This is a genomic window from Aureibaculum koreense, from assembly GCF_034296135.1.
In the GTDB taxonomy this organism is placed as follows: domain Bacteria; phylum Bacteroidota; class Bacteroidia; order Flavobacteriales; family Flavobacteriaceae; genus Aureibaculum.
Genome location: NZ_JAXKVV010000006.1, coordinates 120,902 through 145,792, shown reverse-complemented (window position 1 = coordinate 145,792; position 24,891 = coordinate 120,902). Strand labels below are relative to the sequence as shown.

The following is a 24,891-nucleotide window of genomic DNA, read 5'->3' as shown; positions in this document are numbered from 1 at the left end:
TGTAGTTTGAGTATTGCAAAGTATAAAAATTAACGAGATTATACAAGTGCCTTAGTTTGTTTTGGATTTAAATGTTAAAATTTATGAATAGGCTTTTGCTACTACTAAAATGGATTGATTATCTTTGCAAACCATAAAAAACAATTAAATGAAGATTTCTTACAGTTGGTTACAACAATTTTTAAAGATTGATTTAGATGCTGAAAAAGTTGGTGAATTATTGACCGATTTGGGCTTGGAAGTAGAGGGTATTGAAAAGGTGGAATCCGTTAAGGGAAGCCTAGAAGGAATAATTGTGGGTAAGGTTTTAACTTGTGAAAAGCATCCCAACGCAGATAGATTAAAAATAACTACTGTTGATTTGGGTAATGGAGAGCCATTGCAAATTGTTTGTGGTGCACCCAACGTGGCCGCTGGACAGAAAGTACCCGTAGCAACAGTTGGGACTACATTGTATGATAATGAGGGTAACGGATTCAAAATCAAAAAAGGAAATATTAGAGGAGAGGCAAGTCATGGAATGATTTGTGCCGAAGATGAACTCGGTTTGGGTGATAGCCACGACGGAATTTTAGTGCTCGACAAGAAAACTAAAATAGGCATTCCGGCCGCTGAACTTTTTGAAATTTCTACAGATTATGTTTTTGAAATTGGGTTAACACCGAATCGCTCTGATGCGATGAGCCATTTTGGAGTAGCACGAGATTTAAGAGCAGGTCTATTACATCAAAATATAAATAAGGAATTAATAACCCCTTCTGTAAGTCGCTTTGATGTTGATATACGTTCGCTAAAAATTCAGGTAGAAGTTGCAAATAAAAAGCAAGTTCCACGTTATGCAGGTGTTACTATTTCGGGAATTAAAGTTGAGGATTCTCCAAAATGGATGCAAGATAAATTAAAAGCTATTGGCGTAAATCCAATTAACAATATAGTTGATATAACCAATTATGTATTGCATGAACTGGGTCAACCACTACATGCTTTTGATGCCGCAAAAATTAAAGGCAATAAAATTAAAGTCAAAAATTTACCGAAAGATACAGAGTTTGTAACGTTAGATGGTGAAACACAAAAATTGCATAAAGATGATATTATGATTTGCGATGGCGACTCAAATCCTTTATGTATAGGTGGTGTTTATGGTGGTTTAGATTCTGGTGTTACAGAAAATACAACTGCGATATTTTTAGAAAGTGCTTATTTTGATCAGGTTTCTATTCGTAAGACGGCCAAAAGATTTGGATTAAACACAGATGCTTCCTTTCGTTTTGAACGAGGAATTGATCCCAATATCACAGATTACGCCTTAAAAAGAGCTGCTCTATTAATTGAAGAAATTGCAGGAGGTAAAATTTCTTCTGACTTGGTAGATATTTACCCAAATAAAATTGAAGATCATCAAGTTCGTTTTTCTTTTGATAAAGCTGAAAAATTGATCGGCGAAGAGCTAAAACCAGATACCATTAAGAATATTTTGGCATCGTTAGATATAAAAATCAACAATCAAACTGATTCTGGTTTGGGATTGACCATTCCAGCATATCGTACAGATGTTACGAGAGAAGCGGACATTATTGAAGAAATTTTAAGGGTTTATGGCTATAATAATATCAAAACCTCACCAAAGTTAAATACTTCAATTTCATATGTTCCAAAACCAGATGCCAATAAATTACAAAATCTAATTGCTGACCAATTGGCTAGTCAAGGATTTTATGAAATGATGGCAAATTCGTTGACAAGTCCTGACTATGAAGACTATTCTGATCAAATCAACAGTAAGCAAAATGTAAAAATGCTAAATCCGTTAAGTACTGATTTGTCCGTAATGAGGCAAACGTTGCTTTTTAGCGGATTGGAAGCTGTGGCTTATAATATCAATAGGAAAAATAGCGACTTAAAATTGTTTGAATTTGGTAATACCTATCATAAATTTGATGGTAAATATGAAGAACAAAAGCATATTTCTATATTGATTTCTGGTAACAGAAACGATAATAATTGGTTGGTTGAAACTAAAAAATCAGATTTCTTTTTTGGTAAAGGAATCGTTCAAAGTGTTTTGGAACGTGTTGGTATCAACTCATATAAATCAGGACCAATTGAAAATGCTTTATTTTCTGAAGGTATTTCGTTGCAAGTTGGCAAAAAAACACTGGTTGATTTTGGAGTAGTGAAGTCAAACATTACCAAACAATTTGGGATTAAGCAAGAAGTACTTTACGCAGATTTTAATTGGGATGCCATGCTTCAATTTATTAAAAATAAAACATTAAAAGTTACGGACTTAACCAAATTTCCGTCGGTAAAAAGGGACTTCTCTTTATTATTGGATAAACAGATAACTTTTAATGAAATTTACCATTTGGCATTTCAAACAGATAAACAACTATTAAAATCGGTCGATTTGTTTGATGTTTACGAGGGTGATAAATTACCTGAAAATAAAAAATCTTATGCCGTAAGTTTTATGTTACAAGATGATAAACAGACGTTGACAGACAAACAAATAGATGGAGTTATGAAAAAATTGCAACAGACGTTTGAAAATAAACTAAAAGCGGAATTAAGAGCTTAATATCCCATCCCTAGCCCTTCCCAAAGGGAAGGGAATTTGTGGTATTTTTTTAGTAGTTAGTTTTATAATTCGTGAATTCGTGTCTATAAATCACTTAACATTTATCCAGTTTTATGTATAAACTCATCCGAAAAGTACTTTTTTTATTCAATCCTGAAAAAGTCCACCATTTTACATTTTCTTTTATAAAAAGTAGCTTTAAACTACCCTTTGTAAAAGCTACCGTTAAAAGTAATTTTAAAGTAGAAGATAAAAAATTAGAACGTGAGTTGTTTGGGCTTACTTTTAAAAATCCCGTTGGTTTGGCCGCTGGAATGGACAAGAATGCATTATTATTTGATGAATTTTCTTATTACGGGTTCGGATTTGTAGAAATAGGAACCGTAACTCCAAAACCACAAGCTGGAAACCCTAAAAAACGGTTATTTCGATTAAAGGAAGATGGTGCAATTATCAACAGAATGGGATTTAACAATGAAGGTGTTGATTCAGCAGTAAAACGCTTAAAAAAGAAGAAAACAGATGTAATTATTGGTGGAAATATTGGTAAAAACAAGGTAACACCCAATGAAAATGCCATTGATGATTATATCATCTGTTTTAATAAATTATTTGACGTTGTAGATTATTTTGTAGTGAATGTAAGCTCACCCAACACGCCTAATTTAAGAGACTTACAAGAAAAAGAACCTTTGACAAAGTTGCTCAATACCTTGCAATTAGAAAACATCAAAAAATCCAAAAGAAAACCTATTTTACTAAAAATTGCTCCCGATTTAACTGATACTCAATTGTTGGATATTATTGATATTGTAAAAACAACGAAAATTGACGGTGTAATCGCTACAAATACCACAATTTCAAGAGATGGTTTACAATCTGAAAACAAAACTGAAGTTGGTGGACTTAGTGGAAAACCTTTAACCAATCGCTCTACAGAAGTTATTCGTTTTTTGGCGGATAAATCTGACAAAGCTTTTCCAATTATTGGTGTTGGTGGCATCCATTCGGCACAGGATGCTCTAGAAAAAATTAAGGCTGGTGCAGATTTGGTTCAAGTTTACACAGGGTTTATCTACGAAGGCCCTAAATTGGTAAAGCAGATTAATCGATTGTTGGCAAAAACATAAATTTACTTTTTTAGCTCCCCTCTTCAGACGAAAGCCTGTGCTGAACTTGATTCAGTAAGGGGAATGAATTCTCTCAATTCGAGAATCATTTTCACTTTGAGGGAGTTTTCTTGAGCGAAGAAAGGGGAGTTTGAAAGCTAGAACTTAGGCTTTCAAACCTTCCGTCTTCCGCAAGCGGAATCCACCTCCCTTCAGATGAAGGGAGGAGCCTTACTATTATTATTTTTTTGAAATTTTCAAAATTCACAATTTCTTATTCATATTTAAAATTACTCTTAATTTCTTTGAGTACGGCTAGCAATTGGTCAAAAACGAGTTTGTTTTCAAACCTAATTACAGTATAGTTTAACTTGTTTAAATAATCAGTTCGTTTAGCATCATATTCTTGAGCGGCTGGGTTGTTATGTGCCTCGCCATCTAGTTCAATTATCAATTTTTGAGAAGCACAATAGAAATCGACAATGTAACTTCCTATACTATGTTGTTTTGTAAATCGTTTTCCGTCTAGTTGTTTGGATTTTAAATGTTTCCAAAGAAATGCTTCTGCAGGCGTTAAATTTGATCTTAGCTTTTTCCTGTAGGCTTTTAGTTCAATTTTTGTATGTACTTTTTTAGCTGTCATTTTATTTTTTTAGCTCCCCTCTTCAGACGAAGAGGGGAATGAATTCGCTCGTTACGAGGTATGATTTTTTTCAAAGATATATAATTTGAGCGAAGAAAGGGGAGTTTGAAAATCCAGAACTATTGGTGTTTATCTCAAACTTGTGTTAATATATTGAGGTTTGGATTTTCAAACCCTCGTCCGACGCCATAGGCTTTTGCCGACGGTGTCCGTCTTCCGCAAACGGAATCCACCTCCCTTCGTCTGAAGGGGGGAGCCGTTCAAATTGGAATTTTTCAAATTGAAAATAGTAACAAGTTGCAAATCAAGTTTGAAAATTTACACTTTCAAAACAGTTAATAAAATTATTTCACCAGTTGTAAAAGTCATTCCCTGAGTGAAGGATTTAGGATGGGCTTTTCTCCTCAACCCACTTCCTAGCATTCACAAAAGCTTCTAACCATGGGGAAACTTCATCTTTTCTTCCCTTGGGATAGTTTGCCCAATTCCATTGAAATGTAGAACGCTCAATATGTGGCATAGTTACCAAATGTCGTCCAGTTTTATCACATAACATGGCAGTATTGTAATCTGAACCATTTGGGTTGTGAGGATATTCTGCATAACCATATTTAGCTACTATGTCATAATTCTCTTCTGGCAGTGGTAAGTTAAATTTTCCTTCGCCATGGCTTATCCAAACCCCTAAAGTACAACCTTCCAAATTTGATAACATTACCGAATTATTCTCTTGGATTTTTACAGAACTAAACGAACTTTCGTGCTTTTGAGAATCGTTATGTAACATTTTTCCGTGAATTTCGTGGTCGGGATTGATAAGTTCCAATTCCATAAATAACTGACAGCCATTACAAATTCCAACGGACAAAGTATCTTCACGTTTAAAAAAATCGTTGATTACTTTATTGGCTTTTTCGTTGTACTTAATAGCCCCTGCCCAACCTTTGGCAGAACCCAACACATCCGAATTGCTAAATCCGCCTACGGCACCTAGAAACTGAATGTCTTCAAGGGTTTCACGACCGGAAATCAAATCCGTCATATGGACATCTTTTACATCAAACCCTGCTAAATACATAGCATTTGCCATTTCGCGTTCGGAATTGCTTCCTTTTTCACGGAGTATGGCGGCTTTAGGCTTCTCAATACTATTTTTCTTCAAAAAATCACTCGAAGTGACATTATCTAGTTTACCAGTAAAATGTTTTGGGAAAACATATTTTAAAGGCTGGTTTTTATAATTATCAAACCGCTCCTTTGCTAGATCATTTGCAGTTTGTTTGTCATCCAACAAATACGAAGTTTTATACCAAACATCTCTTAATTCAGGAATGCTTAAGGTTTGTTTATTGTTGTGATTAAAAATGGTTAGGGTTTCAGAAGAATTGACTTTCCCTATATTAAAAAACTCAATATTGGCATCGGTTAAGGTTTTTTCAACTGAATTATCTGCGGTTTGGAAAACAATTCCCACATTTTCAGAAAATAATAGCTTGGTCGTATCTTTTTCATCAATCTCAGATAAATCAATTTCCGCACCCAAATTAGAATCGGCAAAACACATTTCCAATAATGTAGTTATCAATCCGCCAGAAGCGACATCATGTCCGGCAACAATCTTTTCATTTTTAATTAAATCTTGGATTGTGTTAAAAATAGTTGCGAACCGTTTTGAGTTTTTGATTGTGGGAGCGTTGCTGCCTATTTTATTTAAAATTTGAGCAAAAGAACTGCCGCCTAATTCATGATTATCTTGTGAAAGATTGATATAGTAAATACTACCTTTATTTAGTTGTAAAACAGGTTCAACTACTTTAGTAATATTGTTACAATGAGCTGCTGCTGAAATAATTACCGTCCCAGGAGCAATCACTTCTTCGTTAGGATATTTCTGCTTCATGGACAAAGAATCTTTTCCTGTAGGAACATTGATTCCCAGTCCAATGGCAAAATCTGAAATGGCTTCAACGGCTTCGTATAAACGAGCATCCTCACCTTCGTTTCTACATGGCCACATCCAGTTAGCTGACAACGATACACTTTTTAACCCTTCTTCTAAAGGAGCCCAAATAATATTGGTCAATGCTTCCGCAATGGAATTTCTGCTGCCCGCAACAGGGTCAATCAATCCCGAAATAGGCGAGTGGCCAATACTTGTGGCGATACCTTCTTTGCCTTTAAAATCTAATGCCATTACCGCAACATTGTTAAGCGGTAATTGTAAAGCACCTACACATTGCTGTTTAGCAACCTTACCGCCTACACATCGGTCAACTTTGTTGGTTAGCCAATCTTTGCAAGCAACCGCTTCTAGTTGTAAAACTTGTTTTATATAATCTGTAAACTTTTCGGAATCATAAGTTAAATCATTATATTTACGTTGAACAGTAATATCGTTCATAATTGTTTTTGGAGAGCTACCGAACATGTCAGCCAAGGCTAAGTCCATTGGTTTTTCTTTGGTAGTTTTTGACTCAAAAGTAAAACGATGGTCTCCGGTAACATCACCAACAGTATAAATGGGGGAACGCTCACGCTCTGCTATACGCTGTAAATTTTCCAAATGTTTTTGTCCTATTACCAATCCCATTCTTTCTTGAGATTCATTTCCGATAATTTCTTTTGCAGACAAAGTTGGGTCACCAATAGGAAGTTTATCTAAGTCAATTTTACCGCCGGTATCTTCAACCAATTCTGACAAACAATTAAGATGTCCACCTGCTCCATGATCGTGAATGGAAACGATATGATTTTCATCACTCTCTACCATTCCGCGAATGGCATTAGCCGCTCTTTTTTGCATTTCGGGATTAGATCGTTGTACGGCATTAAGCTCAATGCCACTTTCAAATTCGCCAGTATCTGCTGAAGAAACCGCGGCACCACCCATACCGATTCTATAATTATCACCACCTAGCAATACGATTTTATCGCCCGTTTTTGGTGTGTCTTTTAAGGCTTGTTCCGCTTTTCCATAACCGATGCCGCCCGCTTGCATAATTACTTTGTCGTAGCCCAGTTTTCTATTATGCTCTCCGTGTTCAAAAGTCAATACCGAGCCACAAATTAATGGTTGACCAAATTTATTACCAAAATCAGAAGCACCATTGGATGCTTTTATTAAAATATCTATAGGTGTCTGATACAACCAAGGACGTGCCTGCATGGCTTGTTCCCATGGACGCTCTTCTTCTAAACGAGAATAGGAAGTCATATAGACCGCTGTTCCTGCTAGTGGTAACGAACCTTTTCCACCTGCCAATCTATCACGAATTTCACCACCAGAACCTGTCGCAGCTCCGTTAAAAGGCTCAACAGTTGTTGGAAAATTATGCGTTTCCGCTTTTAATGAAATAACCGAGTTAAAATCTTTTACCTCATAAAAATCAGGTTTGTCAGCAGTTTTTGGTGCAAACTGCTCCACTTTTGGGCCTTTTATAAAAGCAACGTTGTCTTTATATGCCGAAACAATAGAATTAGGATATGTCTCCGATGTTTTTTTAATTAGTTTGAACAGAGAAGTTGGTTTTTCTTTGCCATCAATTTTAAAAGTGCCATTGAATATTTTATGACGGCAATGTTCGCTATTTACTTGTGAGAATCCAAAAACCTCCGAATCCGTTAATTTTCTTCCAGATTCCTTAAATAATTTTGCTGATAAATTTTCGAGATATTCAACTTCATCATCGCTTAAAGAAAGTCCTTCCTGTTCGTTATAAGCGGCAATGTCTTCAATTTCAATTACCTTTTCTGGTTGAATATGAACATCAAAAATTTCTTGATTTAACACCTTGTATTTCTGAAAAAGCATAGGGTCAAAATCAGAAAAATCTTCGTTAACAGTCTCAAATTCCTCAATTCTAATAATACCCTCAATACCCATATTTTGGGTGATTTCAACGGCATTGGTGCTCCAAGGTGTTATCATTGCGGCACGAGGACCAACAAAAAAAGCATCTACAGATGCTTGTTGTAATAAGGTTTTATTGCCAAACAACCAAGTGAGTTTGGTTATAGTTTCACTTGATAAACTGGTTGAGGCCTGCCCGTCCGTTAGGCGGGTTTGTACTGCAAATACTTTGTTTTGTGGCTCTCCAAAAAAATAGATCATTACTTTGATTTTGTGAGCAGTAAAAATACATATTTTGACCTTTATACATAATTAAAAAATGATTAAAAGATGAATTGTTTTTAACATAGTATTGTTAGTATCTAACGGTTATATTTTGTACTCATCATTATAATTAGTTTATTGAAAATAGGTAAATTGCGTCTCCATTAATTTAGTTAGTATAATCATGAAAAAAATAATTTACACTCTCCTCCTAATCATCCCGATCATAGCCTACACTCAAAAGAACCCAGTTAGCTATAACATTAAATACGACAATATTTCCAACGGAAAAAAGAGTGATAGAAAAACAACGATTACCTATCAAAATCAAATTGTATTTTTATCCGAAAGCGACGATAAAATTCAACAATTTACCGATTATAAGACTAATGAAATTGTAAGTACAACAGAATATAATGACAAATTGTTTAAAGAAGTTACTCCGTTTGATAGTCTGCCCAAGCCTATTTTTGAAGACAAGCCGGAAACCATTTTAGGCTATAAATGCAAATACGCAAAGTATTCTTATTTTTCAAATACGATTGAAATGTGGTTTACGGAAAAAGCTACTATAAAAGGTTCGCCAAGTCCTACTTTTTTGCCGAGTAAAAATGCCTTAGTGTTAAAAATAATAATAAATGGAAATCGTATTTTGTTAGCAAGTTCTATCGAGAAAAATAAAAAAGCAGCCCCACGCAAATATCTTGCCGATGAGGCACAAGAGGTTACCACGCCCGAATTTGAAGAAATCAAAATAAATTCTAGGTTTATAAAAGTGCCCATTTTTGATAATGAAATTGTGAATTTTGACCCTTCAATTGAGGTTCCCGATGCTAACAGCTTAGAGATTGATAAAATGTACCGTTTGAGCAAGGGTTCGGTAATTATGAAAAAAATAAAACTCACACCAGAGCTAAAAAACAGCGGTAACATATTTGTAAAATTACAATGCCGTTCCAATGGTGATGCGTATGACAGAACGGGTTCGGTGTTTATAATTCCTGTAGATGAAAACATTTCGGTGATGGACGCTTACCTAAAAGGATTGGATCAATTACCGATTTATACCGATAATACAGGAGAAAAATATCAAGGCATAATTAAAAGTGAAAATTATAAACCACCCGTTGAGATTATGCGATTTTTTACCTCATTTGGTGCAGATTATTTTAATGATAAACGTGTAATAAATAATTACGATTGGGCAGAAGATGTACGTTATAAACAAGAAATCACTCCATTAATTCCAAACAATGTTGATGAAATTTGGGTTGGGGTTTTTATAGGGAATTATGATAAAGGTGGCCATAAGGTAAGCCTTGAGTTAGACTTTTACCCTTCGTTTAGAGTAGATGAAACTAAAACCTCTAAATATATTGAACCTTTATTTTCTACCGTAAATACTTTGGAAATGTCAGGTCAGAATTATGGACGATTGTTCAAAACTGACACACTAACAGTTCATTTTGAAATTCCAAAAAACATTGAAGATTTACAATTGTTGTTTACTACCACAGGCCATGGTGGATGGGGCAGGGGAGATGAGTTTGTTCCTAAAATGAATAAAATTTTTATCGATGGCAAAGAAGTTTTCAAAATCGTTCCATGGCGTACGGATTGTGCTACTTATCGTTTTTCGAATCCTGCCTCAGGTAATTTTGGAAATGGATTATCTTCCAGTGATCTAAGCCGTTCCAATTGGTGTCCGGGAACACCAACACCACCTTATTATATTCCGTTAACAGCGTTAAAACCGGGTAAGCATACTATTCAAGTTGTAATTGACCAAGGAGAAGATGAAGGGAGTAGTTTTAGCCATTGGAGCGTGACGGGCGTATTGACGGGAACTCTTTCTTTGGATGAATAACATAATTTATCAGTTGTTTAAATTTCTACCTAATGCAACGTACATTTTTTGACCTTTTGTCCTCGATATTCCAGCTCAATCATAATCCCAAATAATTCTTTGTTCTTAATACTAATTAATCTATCTTTGCCACGTATTGGTTTTACACTTTTAACTAAGAACTAGAAGTGGAAATTAAAAGGGAATTCTGTTAAAATCAGAAGCTGTTCCCGCAACTGTACGCTTAGTTCCGACGCGTCGGAATGCTTATTGTAAAGACTGCTTACCACTGTCCGCCGACGGCGAGATGGGAAGGTTAACAATAAGACGCAAGCCAGGAGACCTGCCAATTACAAACACATTTTAAAACAAAATTACCTGTTCGGGATAAACAGAAATTATGAGATATTATATCGCCTACATTTTATTTTTATGTACTTTTCTTGGCTATTCGCAAGGAAAAGGAACTGTTTTGGATACGGTTTATCTATTTGCAGAAAAATTGGAAGATAAATCCGTTGGGCAACCTATTATTTCTATTTCTAAGGCACAATTATCAAATTACCGTCCACAACTAACCGAAGTTTTACAATTTGAGACTCCCATTCATTTTAAAGAAAACGGATTTGGAATGGTGTCTTCGGCATCATTTAGAGGTACTACTGCTCAGCAAACTGCTGTGGTTTGGAATGGTATTAACATCAATTCTCCATTTTTAGGACAAACGGATTTCAACCTTATTAATACACAAAATATCTCGGAAGTATTGGTGCGTCCCGGTGGTGGAAGCACACAATTTGGAACAGGAGCCATTGGTGGGGTAGTGTATTTGAATAACAAGTTAGAGGTTTATCAAAAAAACACCCACGAAATCAGTGCTTCTTACGGGAGTTTTAATACTAAAAACCTAAACACAAACCACAGTATCTCAGGTAAAAAAACGAATCTGCAAATCGGTGTAAGCTATTTAGATTCCGATAACGACTATAAATATTTGGATACGGATAATCGTAACGAAAACGGACAGTTTTATAACATCAACGCATCTATAAATGGTATTTATAAACTCAATGCTGCAACTACGTTTAAGGTATATTCCAATTGGTTTTCTGGTGAAAGGCATTTATCAATTTTAGAAACCACGCAAACAAGAAATAAATATACCGATGAGCATTTACGATTGTTAGGTGAATATAAGCACAAATCGGGCAAAAACCAATCAACGGTTAAGGTTGCCTTACTAAACGAAAAGTATAGGTTCTATCCTGAACTTGATACCAGAGAAGGTTCTAATAACGGCAATGGCTGGACATATATTGCCAATTATAATTATAAAGTACAGTTCAAAAAACTGCTGTTAAATATAGGAGGAGAATACAATTTAGCTACCGCAAAAGGAACAAACTATGATAATGTAAAACGAAATTCAGGAAGTGCCAATCTTTATCTAAAGCATCAATTATCAAAAAAGTTTACCTATCAGACCACATTACGAGGGGAATTGAACGAAGATTATGAAAGTCCCGTTTTATTTTCTGTTGGTACCAATTGGCAACCTATTCCTGAATACGCACTTAAAATAGCTATATCCAAAAATTATAGAATCCCCACCTTTAATGATCTGTACTGGCCTGGAGCAGGAAATCTTGATTTGAAAGCGGAATCATCGTTACAGTATGAGCTTTCCAACGAATTAATTTTCGATAATTTAAAATTTATTTTGACTGGTTATTATAATGATATTGACGATTTGATACGCTGGTTACCATACTCAGGCAATTTATGGAGGCCTATGAACACAAATAGTGTTAAAACTTATGGAATAGAAAGCAATGTGAACTACGGTTTTGCTATTAATAACCATCAATTAAAACTCAATGCCCTTTACAGTTATACTATTTCTAAAAATAACGAAACAGGCTATCAGCTAACCTATGTGCCATATCATAAAGCAACTTTCGGAGTGTTCTATAAAATCAAGAATTTTTCTACGAGGATAAACACTATTTATACCGGTGAGGTTTTTACGCATACAAACAACAATCCCGATACGGTACTCAACGATTTTATATTGACCAACCTATCGGCAAATTATACTTTCGGAAAAAAACACAATTGGATTGTAGGTGGTGGTATCAACAATCTATTTAACAGCGATTATAAAACCGTTTCGTACAGGCCGATGCCCGGTATTAACTATCATATTAATTTAACTTTAAAACTATAATAAAAATGAACAAAAAATTTCTAAAAATCAGTGTATTATTTTTAGCTATACTATTTAGCTTCACCTCTTGTGATAATTCAGACGACCCCAAACCAATACCCAAAGGCGATTTTGACAACGGTTATTTTATTAGCAATGAAGGTAATTTTACCAAATCTAATGCTTCTATAACATTTATTGATAACGACCTGATGCAAGAGACCAATGGTGTTTTTGAAAAAGTAAATGATAAACCTCTTGGTGATGTATTTCAGTCCATTGCTTTTGATGGTGATTATGCTTTTTTGGTAGTAAACAATAGTAATAAAATAGAAGTGGTGAACAGATACACCTTTAAAAGCATAACTACCATTACCGAAAACTTAAAACTACCAAGATACGCAGTGGTAGAAAATGGAAAATTATTTGTAACCAATAGTACCGATAAATCGGTATTGGTTTATGACGCCACCAGTTTTGCGTTTGTAACTTCTATAGTAATTGAGAAAACGGTAGAAGAAATAAAAAAGGATAATGGCAACTTGTATATTATGAATGCTTCTTATAGTTCTGGAAATGAAATTACTGTAATAAATGCTAGCAACAATACTGTAATAAAAACGATAACTGTTGGAGACGGCCTTAACTCAATTGAGATAGAAGATGGTGTTTTATATGCCTTGCATAGCACAGGTATAACTAAGGTAAATACAAGCTCAAATGAAGTTATTGGAGAAATCTCATTTGAAGATGGACTCTCTAACGCCAGTAAATTAGAAGTAGAAGATAATTATATCTATTTTATTTCCGGTTCTAAAATTTTTAAATTCAATAAAGATGCAACTTCTTTGGCTAATACCGAGTTTGTAGATACCAAAGCTATAGGTGCTTCTTGGGCCTTTGGTTATGGTTTTGATGTGGTTGATGATAAGTTATTTTACACCAATGCTAACGGCTTTTCAGAAAATTCTGAAGTAACTGTATATGACCTAGATGGTAAACTTTTAAAAACATTTACTGCAGGAATGGGAGCAAACGGTGCTTATGATAATGATTAAAAATTGGTTTATGAGTTTAGATATTTAAAAGGTTTATGGACTCGCAACTAAACTAATAAACAGTTAAACTCATAAACTTTATTTAATTTAGCTTAAATTAAATAAACAGATGAAAGCCGTTTTACGCTCAAAATATGGATCTCCAGAGGTTTTAAGTGTAGGAGAAATTATTAAGCCCATTCCAAAAGACGATGAAGTTTTGGTTAGGGTATATGCCACAACCGTAAATAGGACGGATTGTGGTATTTTAAGAGGCAAACCTTTTTTGATTCGATTTTTTACAGGATTATTTAAACCAAGTTCACAAATTCCAGGGACTGATTTTGCAGGAAAAATAGAATCTGTTGGAAAAAAAGTCACATCATTTAAAATAGGCGACAACGTTTGGGGATTTAATGATGAAGGGCTGTCCTCGCAAGCAGAATATTTAACAATAAGAGAGGACAAAGCTGTAACTTTAATTCCCAAAGGCGTAAGTTACGATGCAATGGTTTCTTGTGGAGAAGGAGCACATTACGCCTATAATTTTATAAACAAAGTAAACCTAACAAAAGACACAAAAGTTTTAGTGAATGGTGCAACTGGGGCTATTGGTTCATCGGCTGTACAATTGCTAAAATATTATGGAGTTTATGTAACTGCCGTTGGTAATACTAAAAATATAGATTTGATAAAATCGCTTGGAGCTGATAAGGTTTTTGACTATCAGAAAGAAGATTTTACAAAAGATGATGAAAAATATCATTTTATTTTTGATGCAGTTGGTAAAAGTAATTTCAGAGAATGTAAACATTTACTATTGCCAAAAGGGGTTTATATATCATCCGAATTAGGTCCAAATGCCGAAAATATATATCTACCGTTAACAACAAAACTTTTTGGAAATAAAAGAGTAATTTTTCCCATCCCTAAAAATTGTAAAAGAAGTGTTTTGTTATTAACCAAACTGATCAAAGAAGATAAATTTAAACCTGTCATTGACAAGAAATATTCAATTGATCAAATTAAAGAAGCCTACACTTATGTTGAAAGTGGCGAAAAAACGGGGAATGTTGTTATTAAATATTAGAAGATGAGTTAAAATTAACACCAACCAAACGCATAAACAACTAAACTGGTAAACCCATAAACTTTTTTCCATACCTTTAGTAAAAATTACTAACCATGCAAAAACAACGTAGAAAATTTATTAAAGATGTGGCACTAGGTACTGCAGCATTAAGTATTCCTTCTTATGGAGCTGCCTTTTCAAACTCAATATTCAAAACTAATGCAACTTTAAATATTGGAGTTATTGGTTGTAATGGTATGGGGTGGTCCAATACCGTTTCCATGCTTAAAATTGAAGGAGTTGAGTTAATTGGTATTTGCGATGTAGATAAAAATGTGATAAAGAAACGAGTAGAAGAAGTCCGAACGAAAGATGAAAAAGCAGCCAAAAAAATTAAAACCTATGGCGACTATAGAGAATTATTAAAAAATAAGAATATTGATGCCGTTATTATTGGTACACCAGATCATTGGCATTGTAAAATGATGGTCGATGCCTGTGCAGCTGGTAAACAAGTTTATGTTGAAAAACCAATTGCCAATACCATTGAAGAATGTAATATTATGATTGCCGCAGCCAATAAATATAAAACTATAGTTCAGGTTGGGCAGTGGCAAAGAAGTGGGCCGCATTATAAAGAGGCAATAGACATAGTAAGGTCAGGCAAATTAGGTAATATCCGTTTGGTAAAAGTGTGGGCATATCAAGGTTGGATGAAACCTGTAGCCATAAAACCAGATCAAGAGGTACCTGATGGAGTTGATTATAATTCGTGGCTTGGACCTGCACCCAATAGACCTTTCAACCCTAATAGATTTCACTTTAATTTTAGGTGGTTTTGGGATTATGCAGGTGGGTTAATGACCGATTGGGGAGTGCATGAAATTGATATTGCCTTGTATGCAATGGGTGCAACCACACCAAAGTCTGTTATGGCAAGTGGAGGTAAGTTGGCTTATCCAGATGATGCTTCTGAAACACCTGATACATTACAAACAATTTTTGAATACGAAGATTTTAATATGCTTTGGGAACACGCTACTGGAATAGACTCTGGGCCATATGGACGTACAGAAGGCATAGCTTTTATTGGGAATAATGCAACATTAATAGTTAACAGAGGTGGTTATGAAGTAATTGTTGAAAAAGCTGCAAAGGATACTATGGAGTTTATTGAGCCAAAGTCGAGAACAAAAGGCATAAGTTATTTGGATTTACATACTCAAAATTTTGTTGAAGCAATTAGAACTAAGAATCCTGACATTTTGAATACACCAATAAAATCTGGTAGCATCGCGGCAATCAATGCACAAATGGGTAACATAGCTTATAAAACAGGAGAAAAACTATTTTGGGACGCTGATAAGAATAGTTTTAAAGATAATGATAAAGCGAACGAATTGATAATAGCATCCTATAATAATGGGTGGGAAAAGCCTACTTTCAGATAGTCCTTATTTTTGAACAATACTTCTTTTATAACCACTACATATACAACAAAATATTCCAAAGCTATAATCCATAGATTCTCTGTGTTATTACTGTTAGCATATGCCAAATAACTAAAAACTATAACAAAACTCCAAACAAGCGGGAATTTATACCTAGTAAAAATTGATAAAAAAAGGAGCGTTGCAATATACCAAGGATGTACCGTAGTAGCAGTAAAATAATAAAAACTCAACACTAATAACATGGCTGTTATCAATTGCACCATGCTTTTATTTTTTCTGACAAAAGTTGCTACTAAAACAAAAAGAATAACAACCAACGGAATAATCTTACCAATGATAGCAATTTCGTTCCAGCCTCTAAAAAGGTAGCCAATTTCTCTGGCTATATAATAAAGGCTAGCATTGAATTCAAAATTCTGAAACCATAAGCCAACGGTTTTGGTATAATTTTGAACGAATTCCATTGAAAAGAAAGGCAAAAACAAGAGCAGGGATGAAATCAGTACAATGCCATAAAAACTGAGCAGTTTTAGAACTCCCGTTTTGTAAGATATGGTATTTTTAGTTGTGAAATATTGATAAAAAAGTGGTAAAAAGATGAGCGGAATTAATTTTGTAGATACAGATAATGCAAAAACCACTGCTGCTGTTTTCCACTTCCCCGAATGTAACAAATGCAAACTCCAAATCAAAAAGAAAATCATAACTCCTTCAAAGTGAAGATTGCCCGTAAGTTCAATAATGATGAAGGGATTTAGGATATACCAAAAGATATTTTTGACAGGTATATTAAGTTTTTTAAGTAATTTTTTTCCAAAATACAAAGAGCCCAAATCTGCGGCTATGATAATAATACGCAATACAATTGCAGAACCTAAGATACTGTTATCTGAAAATAAACCGGCAATTACAAAACACAATTGATTAATAGGAGGGTAGTTTGTAAAATGACCTGCACTTAATGCACCCATGCCATTAAATAATTCTAGTGCTTGTTGAACAGGAAATATTCCTTGGTCAATAAATGACTGTGGCGTATATAGATAAGGATTGTAGCCTTCCAATATCATACGGCCATCCCAGATAAAGCGGTAAAAATCCTGTGATAAATTAGGAATGGAAAATAGAAAAACCAATCTTAAAAGAATAGCCATAATCGTCAGCGTTCTAAAGCTAAGCCTTGAAATTTTGACAAGTTTATAGAAAAATAAAAACAGAGCGGCATATAATATTATAAGCAAAACTATGTCTGTTCTTACCAAAAAATAAGCAAAATAGAAATAGAATAATGCACTTAAAACAAACGATAAAAACACTAGTGCTTGTGGTGATTTTATCTTTAACATTTTAAATTATATTTTTGATGTAACGGAGTTGATAAAAACATAGCCAAAACCTAAAAATAACATTAGGTGAAATGGAAAGAGTCCAAAATCTCCACCTTGATTTCCAACAACAAAGGCACTATACATGCCAAATGCAAAATACAACATTAATAAACCCTCAAAAATGATATTGGCAGAAATATTTTTATTTAAATACTTGTTGCCTTTCCAACTATCTTTAAGCGAATTGATATTGAACTTTGGGGTTCTTATAAAATCGCTTCGTTTGCCGAGGTGACCTTCTAAAACCGCTATTGAATTATGTAAGGAAAAACCCATAACGATTGAAAAAAACAAAAAAAACATACCTGTATATTTAGCAAAATTTTTAAAACCTTTACCATGAATATCTTTATAGACAAACCAGTAACAGATAAAAAAAATAACAGTACTTAAAACAAAAAAGCTCATTACATAAAAATATGCTTTCAAATCCATATATTCGTTTTTAATATACAACATAGGGATGCTTAGCAGAGCAACAATAAAGATATTTAAGAACATAGTACTGTTTAGAAGATGTAAAAGACCATGAATTTTTGTTTTTGTGCTAACAGTTTTACTTTTTATTAAACTAAAGGACATTTTTCTGAAATTTTCCGCACCGCCTTTGTTCCATCTGAATTGCTGAGAACGGGCGGCACTTATAACTACAGGGAGTTCTGCCGGAGTTTCTACGTTTTCAAGATATTTGAATTTCCAATCTTTTAATTGGGCCCGGTAGCTGAGGTCCAGATCTTCGGTTAAGGTATCGCCCTCCCAATTGCCAGCATCAATGATGCATTCTTTTCGCCATATTCCAGCGGTACCATTAAAATTTATAAAATGACCTTTACTATTTCGACCAACCTGTTCTAAGGAAAAATGAGCGTCAAGGGCAAAAGCTTGAACTTTGGTAAGAATGGAATAATTTCTGTTGATGTGTCCCCAACGTGTTTGGACGACACCTATTTTATCATCGTTGAAATAGGGAATCGTTTTTAATATCCAATCTTTTTGAGGAAGAAAATCAGCATCGAAAATAGCTATAAATTCTCCTTTAGCCGTAACTAAACCCTCTTTTAGAGCACCCGATTTGAAGTCCGTTCTGACTTTTCTATGGATATGTTTAATATCAATTCCTCCCTTTTGTAGTTTTTTAATTTTACTAGCAGTTTGCTCAAAAGATTCATCAGTAGAATCATCTAATACTTGAATTTCTAATTTTTCATTGGGATAATCAATATTGGCAATATTGTCCAATAAACGCTCCATCACGTACATTTCGTTGTACACGGGCAGTTGAATTGTTACATAAGGAAGCTCATCTGAAGTTAATAAGTTTGAATCTGCATCTGTTGGATTATTTTTCTTTTTAGAAAGGTAATTAAACAACAGATTTAATTGAGCTAAGGCATAGATAAATATAATTAGCAATGCTAAAGAATAAATGGCAACCGTAATAAAAACAATAATTTTTAAGATCATTATTTGAAACTGTATTTAAAAATCCAACCTAAAATTTTTACACCTGCGATAACAGAACCTTTTAAAGTGCCCGATACTTTTGAAACCCCAATTCTATTTCTATAATTAACGGGAATTTCCACATAGGTAAAGTTCCGTTTTAGTGCTTTCAATTGCATTTCTACCGTCCAGCCATAGGTTTTATCTTCCATGTTCAATTCGAGTAATTTTTCATATTTAATAGCTCTAAAGGGGCCTAGATCGGTAAATTTTGAACCAAAAAAAAGTTTCATCAAAAAAGTGGCCAACCAATTGCCAAAAACTTGCTGTGGCGTCATTGACCCACTTTCTCGTAGTCGTTTTACTCTGGCACCTATTACAAAATCTATATTGTTTTTTATGATCGGGGCGACAATTTTGGTCAATTCTTCCGGGTAATCAGAATAATCACCATCTAGAAAAACAATGACATCTGGTTTGTTAGGTAATTTTTTGATATAATCTATGCCTTTAAGACAGGCGTAACCGTATCCTTTTTTAGTTTCTGATAAAACCGTTGCCCCTGCTTTTTTGGCATTCTCTTCGGTTTTATCTGTCGAATTGTTACTTACTACAATAATTTCATCAACAATACTTGGTATATCATTAATTACATTGGTTATTGGTTCAGCCTCGTTATGGCAAGGAATTATTACTTTTATTAGCGTCATAAAAGGTCTGATAGCTTATTATCTTTTTTGAAGGACTTTAAATCGGTCCATTCGTTGATTTTTTTATCATCTAAATACTTTTCAATTTTCACAATTTTTTCGTTTTTATACCTCAAACAATAACCATTTTTAATATTGTCTTTTAATTGAACTTTAAATGAAATAATTCCTTTAGTATCAAAAAATAGCCACCAATCACATTTTTTACCATTTTTGAAATGACCTTCTTTTTCTTTTAAACCGTTTTCTTTATAAAAGTGCCAGTAGTCTGAGGGCTTTCCTTTGGTGTAATGCCCTTCACTTTTTACAGTACCGTTTTCGTAATATGTTTTCCAATAGTTTACTTTTATTTTATTGTTTAACCAACCTTCGGTTTTTAAATTACCATTATCGTAATAGCTTTTATGATATTGCTTTTGAGCAATTATGGAGCTAGAAAGGCATAGAAAAATAAATAGGATTTTAAGCTTCATTTTTTTTGTTTACCAATGTCATTAAATCAACATTGTTACCTAATAGAATTTCGGTAGGATTAATACGTCCTTTTTCAGGGCCATTTTCTAATTTTAGTACACCACGCGGACAAACCGCTGAGCAAATTCCACAACCCACACAGCTGGACCGTATAATATTTTCTCCCTTTTGAGCGTACGCCCTAACGTCTATTCCTTGTTCGCAATATGTAGAACAATTTCCGCAAGAGATACATTGTCCGCCATTGGTTGTAATTCTAAATCTAGATTTAAAACGTTGCACAAGTCCCAAATAAGCGGCTAACGGACACCCAAAACGACACCAAACGCGATTTCCAAAAATAGGGTAAAATCCTGTGCCAATAACACCAGCAAACCAAGCACCAATTAAAAAGCTATAGGTATCTTTAATCCATTGTGATTTTATACCTAAGAACGATTCGGCTCCAGAGAAATAGCAATATAAGGTTACAACTGTCATTAATAGAGAGAATACCAAAACACCATGAATCAGCCAACGTTCTAATTTCCAAGCTTTCAAGCTTTTGTCGGAGTGTTGTCTGTAGGGGTCTCCCAAGGTTTCAGCTAATCCGCCACAACCACAAACCCAACTACAATACCAACGTTTTCCAAAGAAATATACCATCACTGGAACAATAATTAAAGTGAGTACAATTCCCCAAACCAGAATAAATAAGCCAATGGCACCACTGTTTCTTAAACTCTCTAAATTCCATTCAAAGAAAAAATCGTAGTCTAAAGGAAAAGCATTTTTAAAATCGTACCCCGGCATATTCAGGCTGGTCATAATTTCAGGAATTAAAAATGCAAATACAATTTGAAAGAATAAAACGGAAGTTGTGCGTATGACTTGGTATTTATTATGCCTGTATTTAATATACATACGGACTGCCATAACGAGCATAATTGTACAGTATAAAAAACCATATACAAACCACTGACTGGCTGGTCCGCCGTTTAAAAATTTACTTATGGGATCTAAAATATAAGTCCAGACAACCACATAGTCAGGAAAGAAATACAACAATAAATAGAAGGAAACCAGATATACCAATACTAACCAAGCTATCCAACCACGGTTTGTGCTTGCTTCTAAATAGATACCATTGTTTTTGATGCCTTTGCTACCCAATAGAATAAAATTTGGGAGTATAAAAAGTAGAGCACCTATTATGGCCAGACCGAAAGTTAACCACCACATAAGCCCAGCGTTCTCTTTTACAAAACCCGAGCCTGCTTTTTTAGCAATTTCATAACTTAAGGTATGTGGTTTTCCGTAAATTTTGTACTGAAATTGTTCGCCTTTTTTATCCCAGTTCTTTTCGGTGTCGTACTTTGCTATTAAACCATCATAATAATCGTTTGAGGCTTGATAGGCTTTTCTTACTCGGGTTGAAAATTCAAAAATGTTTAAATCTTCATCGGTAACAACTGCTTTTTTAAGTTCGTCTTTTATAATTGTACTTTTATAATCTTTTGCATCTATAAAAGCTTCAAATTCTGACTCATTTAAATTAAACGATCCTGTAAAAATGCTCGCTGTAAAAATAGCTAGTCCAATCAGGAAAATAACTAATCCTATATTTTTTATTGTTTTCATTGCTATCGGTTAGTTGGCGGTTTGAAAAATGCGTTTCCAGCTTTTCTTTTTAATTTGGATGTTCGTATTGTTTTCTGAATTGAATTTCGAAACAATCTCTTTTTCGTGAAGGTTATAAAATTCCGGATCAAAATTGGCATCCGCTAAATGTTCTAAAACGTAATTTACATCACGGTTTTCCGTTAAAACACGATCAAAATAATCATGACGCATTCTAATTCCGAAAGTATTGATCCCAAAAAATTCATGACTATTTTTATCAAATGCAATCGTAATACATTTCATATCATCTTTATGAATCCAATGGAAATGAGCTTCGTTTTCTTTGGGCTGGGCAAAAACCCAACCATAGGTTTGATATTCAATATCTAAGAACTTGGCTGAATTGAACCAATGTCCAGGTTTGTAGGCCATTTTATTACCACAAATAGTTTGTGCCAGTGTTTCTCCCATCATCCGCCCTGTGTACCAAACTGCTTCAATTGGTCTTCGGTTTGGCATTGGTTCTTGTTGTTCTGCACAATCACCTATGGCATAAACATCTTTTATATTTGTTTCTAAATATTTATTTACCAGAATACCTCTGTTCGTTTCAATTTTTGAGGATTTTATAAATTCTATATTAGGTGAAACACCAGCAGTTAAACCTACAAAATCACAGGTAATTTCTTCTTCTGTTTCAGCAACAACTACGGCATTCGCTTTTCCGTTAGCATCTGATTTTATCTCCTTTAAATTAACGCCTAATCGTAAATCTATATGATGATTCCTGATATGTCTGTTTAACATATTGCTTTCGCCCTCAGGTAAAACACCGTTCCAAAAACTGTTTTCGCGAACTAAAAAAGTTACGGGGATATCTCTGGAATTTAGCATTTCAACGAGTTCAATACCAATAAGTCCGCCACCAACAATTACAGCCCTTTTACAAATTTTATTATTGGGGGCATATTTTTCAACGCCATCTAAATCTTGTTTGCTATATAACCCTTGTACGCCATCTAAGTCTTGACCTGGCCATCCAAACTTATTGGGTTTAGAACCGGTCGCTATAATCAGCTTGTCATATATTAAAGTATCATTATTGGAAAAAATAAGTGTTTTGGCTTCTGTGTTAATTTGCTCAACATATCCTTTTTTTAGTTTAAGCCTGTTTTTTTTCCAAAACCAATCTTCATAGGGTTGGGTATGCTCAAATTTCATATGTCCCATATAAACATACATTAAAGCGGTACGTGAAAAAAAGTAATCGGTTTCAGAAGATACAATTGTAATTTTTTTATCAGACAGTTTTCTGATGTGCCTAGCGGCGGTTATGCCAGAAATGCCGTTGCCGATAATAACTATGTGCTCCATGATAATTATAATTTAGTTCAAAACTAAAATAACTTTTTTTTCAAAAATGTAAGCTACCTAACATTCTATTGACTAAGTAGACTGTATTTTTGATGTTACATTACAAAAACTATGATTCATGAAACATAAAATTAAATTATTACTCGTATTATTTTCTTTTAATTTAGGATTTTCACAAGGTATAGATACTTTTTTTAGCAAAACCGATACCTTTCTTAAAACCTATGTATCCGACGGCAAAGTAGATTACGATGCTATAAAGAAGAATCCTGACAAGTTAAATGAAATTTTAAAAATCGCAAAAGCCATTTCAATTGAAAAGACCGATGCCGACAAATATCAGGCTTTTTGGATAAATGCTTATAATATTTCTGTTATCAAAGGAATTATAGACAATTATCCTATTAAATCACCCTTGGACAAAGCTGGTTTTTTCGATAGAATAAAGCACGAAGTAGGCGGCAAGAAAATTACGCTGAACGATATTGAGCATAAACTACTTAGGGCACAATTTAAAGATCCACGTTTTCACTTTGTACTGGTTTGCGGAGCTGTTGGCTGTCCACCTTTAATCAGTAAAGCGTATATGCCCAATACATTAGATGCCCAGTTAGAGCAACAAACCAAATTGTCCATTAATGGTAGTTTTATAAAAGTAGATACCAAGAAAAAGAAAGTACTGGGATCTGAAATTTTAAAATGGTATAAAGAAGATTTTACCATGGACGGAAAAAAAGAAATAGACTTTCTTAATAAGTATAGAACAGAAAAAATACCAAGTAATTTCAAGTTGGGCTATTTTACCTATAACTGGAAATTAAATAAACAATAAAAGCAAAAAACAACTAAACAAGAAAACAATGAAAAAAATTATCAGTCTGCTAATTCTTTTGATAGTAGTATTTACAAGTAATGCTCAAGAAGACGACGATGCGGTTCAAACAAGTAATATACAAGAATATACACCGTCAAAATTGTTAAGAAAAGGGCAATGGGACATTAAATTTTTTAATAGCATTTACACACAAACAAAATCTACTGACGAAGGCAGTAAGTCCGTTAAAATTGATAGGCAAACCTTTTTTACAAATACTACCGAAATTTATACTGGAGTTAGTGAAAATTCGAGAATAAATGTTGGAGTAATTCTTCAAGTAAGATCCAACACCTTTGGAGGGGCAGGTGCATTAGAAGTATTTAAATTTAAAAATAACACTACCAATGCTAGAAGTGGTTTAACCACCATTGCACCATCTATTAGGGTGCAACCTTTTGCAAATGTGGGCAACTTTTCTTTTACAAGTTCTCTGTATATTCCTGTTTTTAAAGATGAAGGGCTACCTGGTCAATTTAACGACCCACCTTATTTAGATAAGAAAAGTTTTAATTGGGAAACAAAATTCTTTTATGATAATACATTTGGAGCTGGTAAATGGCAAATTTTTACTGAAGCCGATTTTGGATTTAATTTTGGTAAGAAAGGAGAAGATTTAGATTTTAACTCCTCAAATGTTGGGGAGCATTTTGCAAACAATAGCTTGTTTGTACCTTTAAGTGCTTATCTGAGTTATTTTCCGAACTATAAAACTACGGTGTTTGCAAATGCACAACAATCCTTTTTAGTAGATTTAGGAAATAATTTTTCTCAAAATTCTACTGCTTTAGGTTTTGGGGGTAAATATCAGTTGACCAATGCTTTAAATGTTGAGGTTTCTTTCTCTAAAATTGTTAGAGGTTATAGTTTTCAGGGGCTTGGGCAAACCTATAGTTTAGGCTTAAGATGGTTGCTTTAATTTAAAACCTTAAATTTACTATTCTTAATTATGATTTAGATTTAA

17 protein-coding genes and 1 riboswitch are annotated in these 24,891 nt (G+C 34.0%); of the genes, 9 read left to right on the top strand and 8 right to left on the bottom strand.

The genetic code is table 11. The features are described 5' to 3' along the window. Positions 1 to 148 precede the first annotated feature (148 nt). Both pheT and UMM65_RS07790 read left to right on the top strand, forming a co-directional pair. Positions 149 to 2,581 (top strand): phenylalanine--tRNA ligase subunit beta, encoded by a 2,433-nt coding sequence (gene pheT, locus UMM65_RS07795; protein WP_321975936.1) that lies wholly within the window; start codon positions 149 to 151, stop codon positions 2,579 to 2,581. A gap of 113 nt (positions 2,582 to 2,694) precedes the next feature. Continuing rightward, entirely contained in the window at positions 2,695 to 3,711 is a 1,017-nt protein-coding gene (locus UMM65_RS07790) for a quinone-dependent dihydroorotate dehydrogenase (protein ID WP_321975935.1), read from the top strand. A 253-nt stretch (positions 3,712 to 3,964) separates the two neighbouring features. Here UMM65_RS07790 and UMM65_RS07785 read toward each other — a convergent pair whose 3' ends face one another. After that, a complete protein-coding gene (locus tag UMM65_RS07785; RefSeq protein ID WP_321975934.1) occupies positions 3,965 to 4,333 on the bottom strand; it encodes an endonuclease domain-containing protein in 369 nt (122 codons plus the stop codon). 385 nt (positions 4,334 to 4,718) lie between these two features. Further along, a complete protein-coding gene (gene purL / locus UMM65_RS07780) occupies positions 4,719 to 8,444 on the bottom strand; it encodes a phosphoribosylformylglycinamidine synthase (protein WP_321975933.1) in 3,726 nt (1,241 codons plus the stop codon). 187 nt (positions 8,445 to 8,631) lie between these two features. On the opposite strand from purL, the gene UMM65_RS07775 reads away from it, so the two are divergent. From UMM65_RS07775 to UMM65_RS07755, 5 genes are all read left to right on the top strand, one after another. Beyond that, on the top strand, positions 8,632 to 10,314 hold the full coding sequence (locus UMM65_RS07775; protein WP_321975932.1) for a PNGase F N-terminal domain-containing protein: 1,683 nt from the start codon (positions 8,632 to 8,634) through the stop codon (positions 10,312 to 10,314). A gap of 120 nt (positions 10,315 to 10,434) precedes the next feature. Next, a riboswitch (cobalamin riboswitch) is annotated at positions 10,435 to 10,658 on the top strand. Positions 10,659 to 10,693: 35 nt separating this feature from the next. Further along, positions 10,694 to 12,520, top strand: a complete 1,827-nt coding sequence (locus tag UMM65_RS07770; protein WP_321975931.1) for a TonB-dependent receptor plug domain-containing protein — start codon at positions 10,694 to 10,696, stop codon at positions 12,518 to 12,520. Between the two features lie 5 nt (positions 12,521 to 12,525). Beyond that, complete coding sequence (locus tag UMM65_RS07765) at positions 12,526 to 13,557, top strand: YncE family protein (RefSeq protein WP_321975930.1); 1,032 nt, start codon at positions 12,526 to 12,528, stop codon at positions 13,555 to 13,557. Positions 13,558 to 13,666: 109 nt separating this feature from the next. After that, on the top strand, positions 13,667 to 14,626 hold the full coding sequence (locus UMM65_RS07760) for an NAD(P)-dependent alcohol dehydrogenase (RefSeq protein ID WP_321975929.1): 960 nt from the start codon (positions 13,667 to 13,669) through the stop codon (positions 14,624 to 14,626). Positions 14,627 to 14,721: 95 nt separating this feature from the next. Then, a complete protein-coding gene (locus UMM65_RS07755) occupies positions 14,722 to 16,059 on the top strand; it encodes a Gfo/Idh/MocA family protein (RefSeq protein ID WP_321975928.1) in 1,338 nt (445 codons plus the stop codon). Here UMM65_RS07755 and UMM65_RS07750 read toward each other — a convergent pair. Genes UMM65_RS07750 through UMM65_RS07725 form a run of 6 tightly spaced genes read right to left on the bottom strand, consistent with a single transcriptional unit; the run spans position 16,023 to position 23,053 of the window. Further along, the gene (locus tag UMM65_RS07750) at positions 16,023 to 17,408 is read right to left on the bottom strand and encodes a mannosyltransferase (protein WP_321975927.1); all 1,386 of its coding nucleotides are present in this window, start codon (positions 17,406 to 17,408) and stop codon (positions 16,023 to 16,025) included. The genes UMM65_RS07755 and UMM65_RS07750 overlap by 37 nt on opposite strands. Before the next feature lie 6 nt (positions 17,409 to 17,414). Further along, complete coding sequence (locus UMM65_RS07745; protein ID WP_321975926.1) at positions 17,415 to 18,914, bottom strand: cellulose synthase family protein; 1,500 nt, start codon at positions 18,912 to 18,914, stop codon at positions 17,415 to 17,417. Further along, on the bottom strand, positions 18,914 to 19,603 hold the full coding sequence (locus UMM65_RS07740; RefSeq protein ID WP_321975925.1) for a glycosyltransferase family 2 protein: 690 nt from the start codon (positions 19,601 to 19,603) through the stop codon (positions 18,914 to 18,916). The genes UMM65_RS07745 and UMM65_RS07740 overlap by 1 nt, the downstream gene beginning before the upstream one ends. After that, positions 19,600 to 20,076, bottom strand: a complete 477-nt coding sequence (locus UMM65_RS07735) for a toxin-antitoxin system YwqK family antitoxin (RefSeq protein WP_321975924.1) — start codon at positions 20,074 to 20,076, stop codon at positions 19,600 to 19,602. The genes UMM65_RS07740 and UMM65_RS07735 overlap by 4 nt, the downstream gene beginning before the upstream one ends. Further along, positions 20,066 to 21,697, bottom strand: a complete 1,632-nt coding sequence (locus UMM65_RS07730; protein WP_321975923.1) for a 4Fe-4S binding protein — start codon at positions 21,695 to 21,697, stop codon at positions 20,066 to 20,068. The genes UMM65_RS07735 and UMM65_RS07730 overlap by 11 nt, the downstream gene beginning before the upstream one ends. A gap of 9 nt (positions 21,698 to 21,706) precedes the next feature. Next, the gene (locus UMM65_RS07725) at positions 21,707 to 23,053 is read right to left on the bottom strand and encodes an NAD(P)/FAD-dependent oxidoreductase (protein ID WP_321975922.1); all 1,347 of its coding nucleotides are present in this window, start codon (positions 23,051 to 23,053) and stop codon (positions 21,707 to 21,709) included. Between the two features lie 118 nt (positions 23,054 to 23,171). Here UMM65_RS07725 and UMM65_RS07720 point away from each other — a divergent pair, with 118 nt between their 5' ends. Together UMM65_RS07720 and UMM65_RS07715 are read left to right on the top strand one after the other, a co-directional pair. Beyond that, entirely contained in the window at positions 23,172 to 23,885 is a 714-nt protein-coding gene (locus tag UMM65_RS07720) for a DUF547 domain-containing protein (RefSeq protein ID WP_321975921.1), read from the top strand. A gap of 28 nt (positions 23,886 to 23,913) precedes the next feature. After that, complete coding sequence (locus UMM65_RS07715) at positions 23,914 to 24,846, top strand: hypothetical protein (protein ID WP_321975920.1); 933 nt, start codon at positions 23,914 to 23,916, stop codon at positions 24,844 to 24,846. Positions 24,847 to 24,891: the final 45 nt, after the last annotated feature.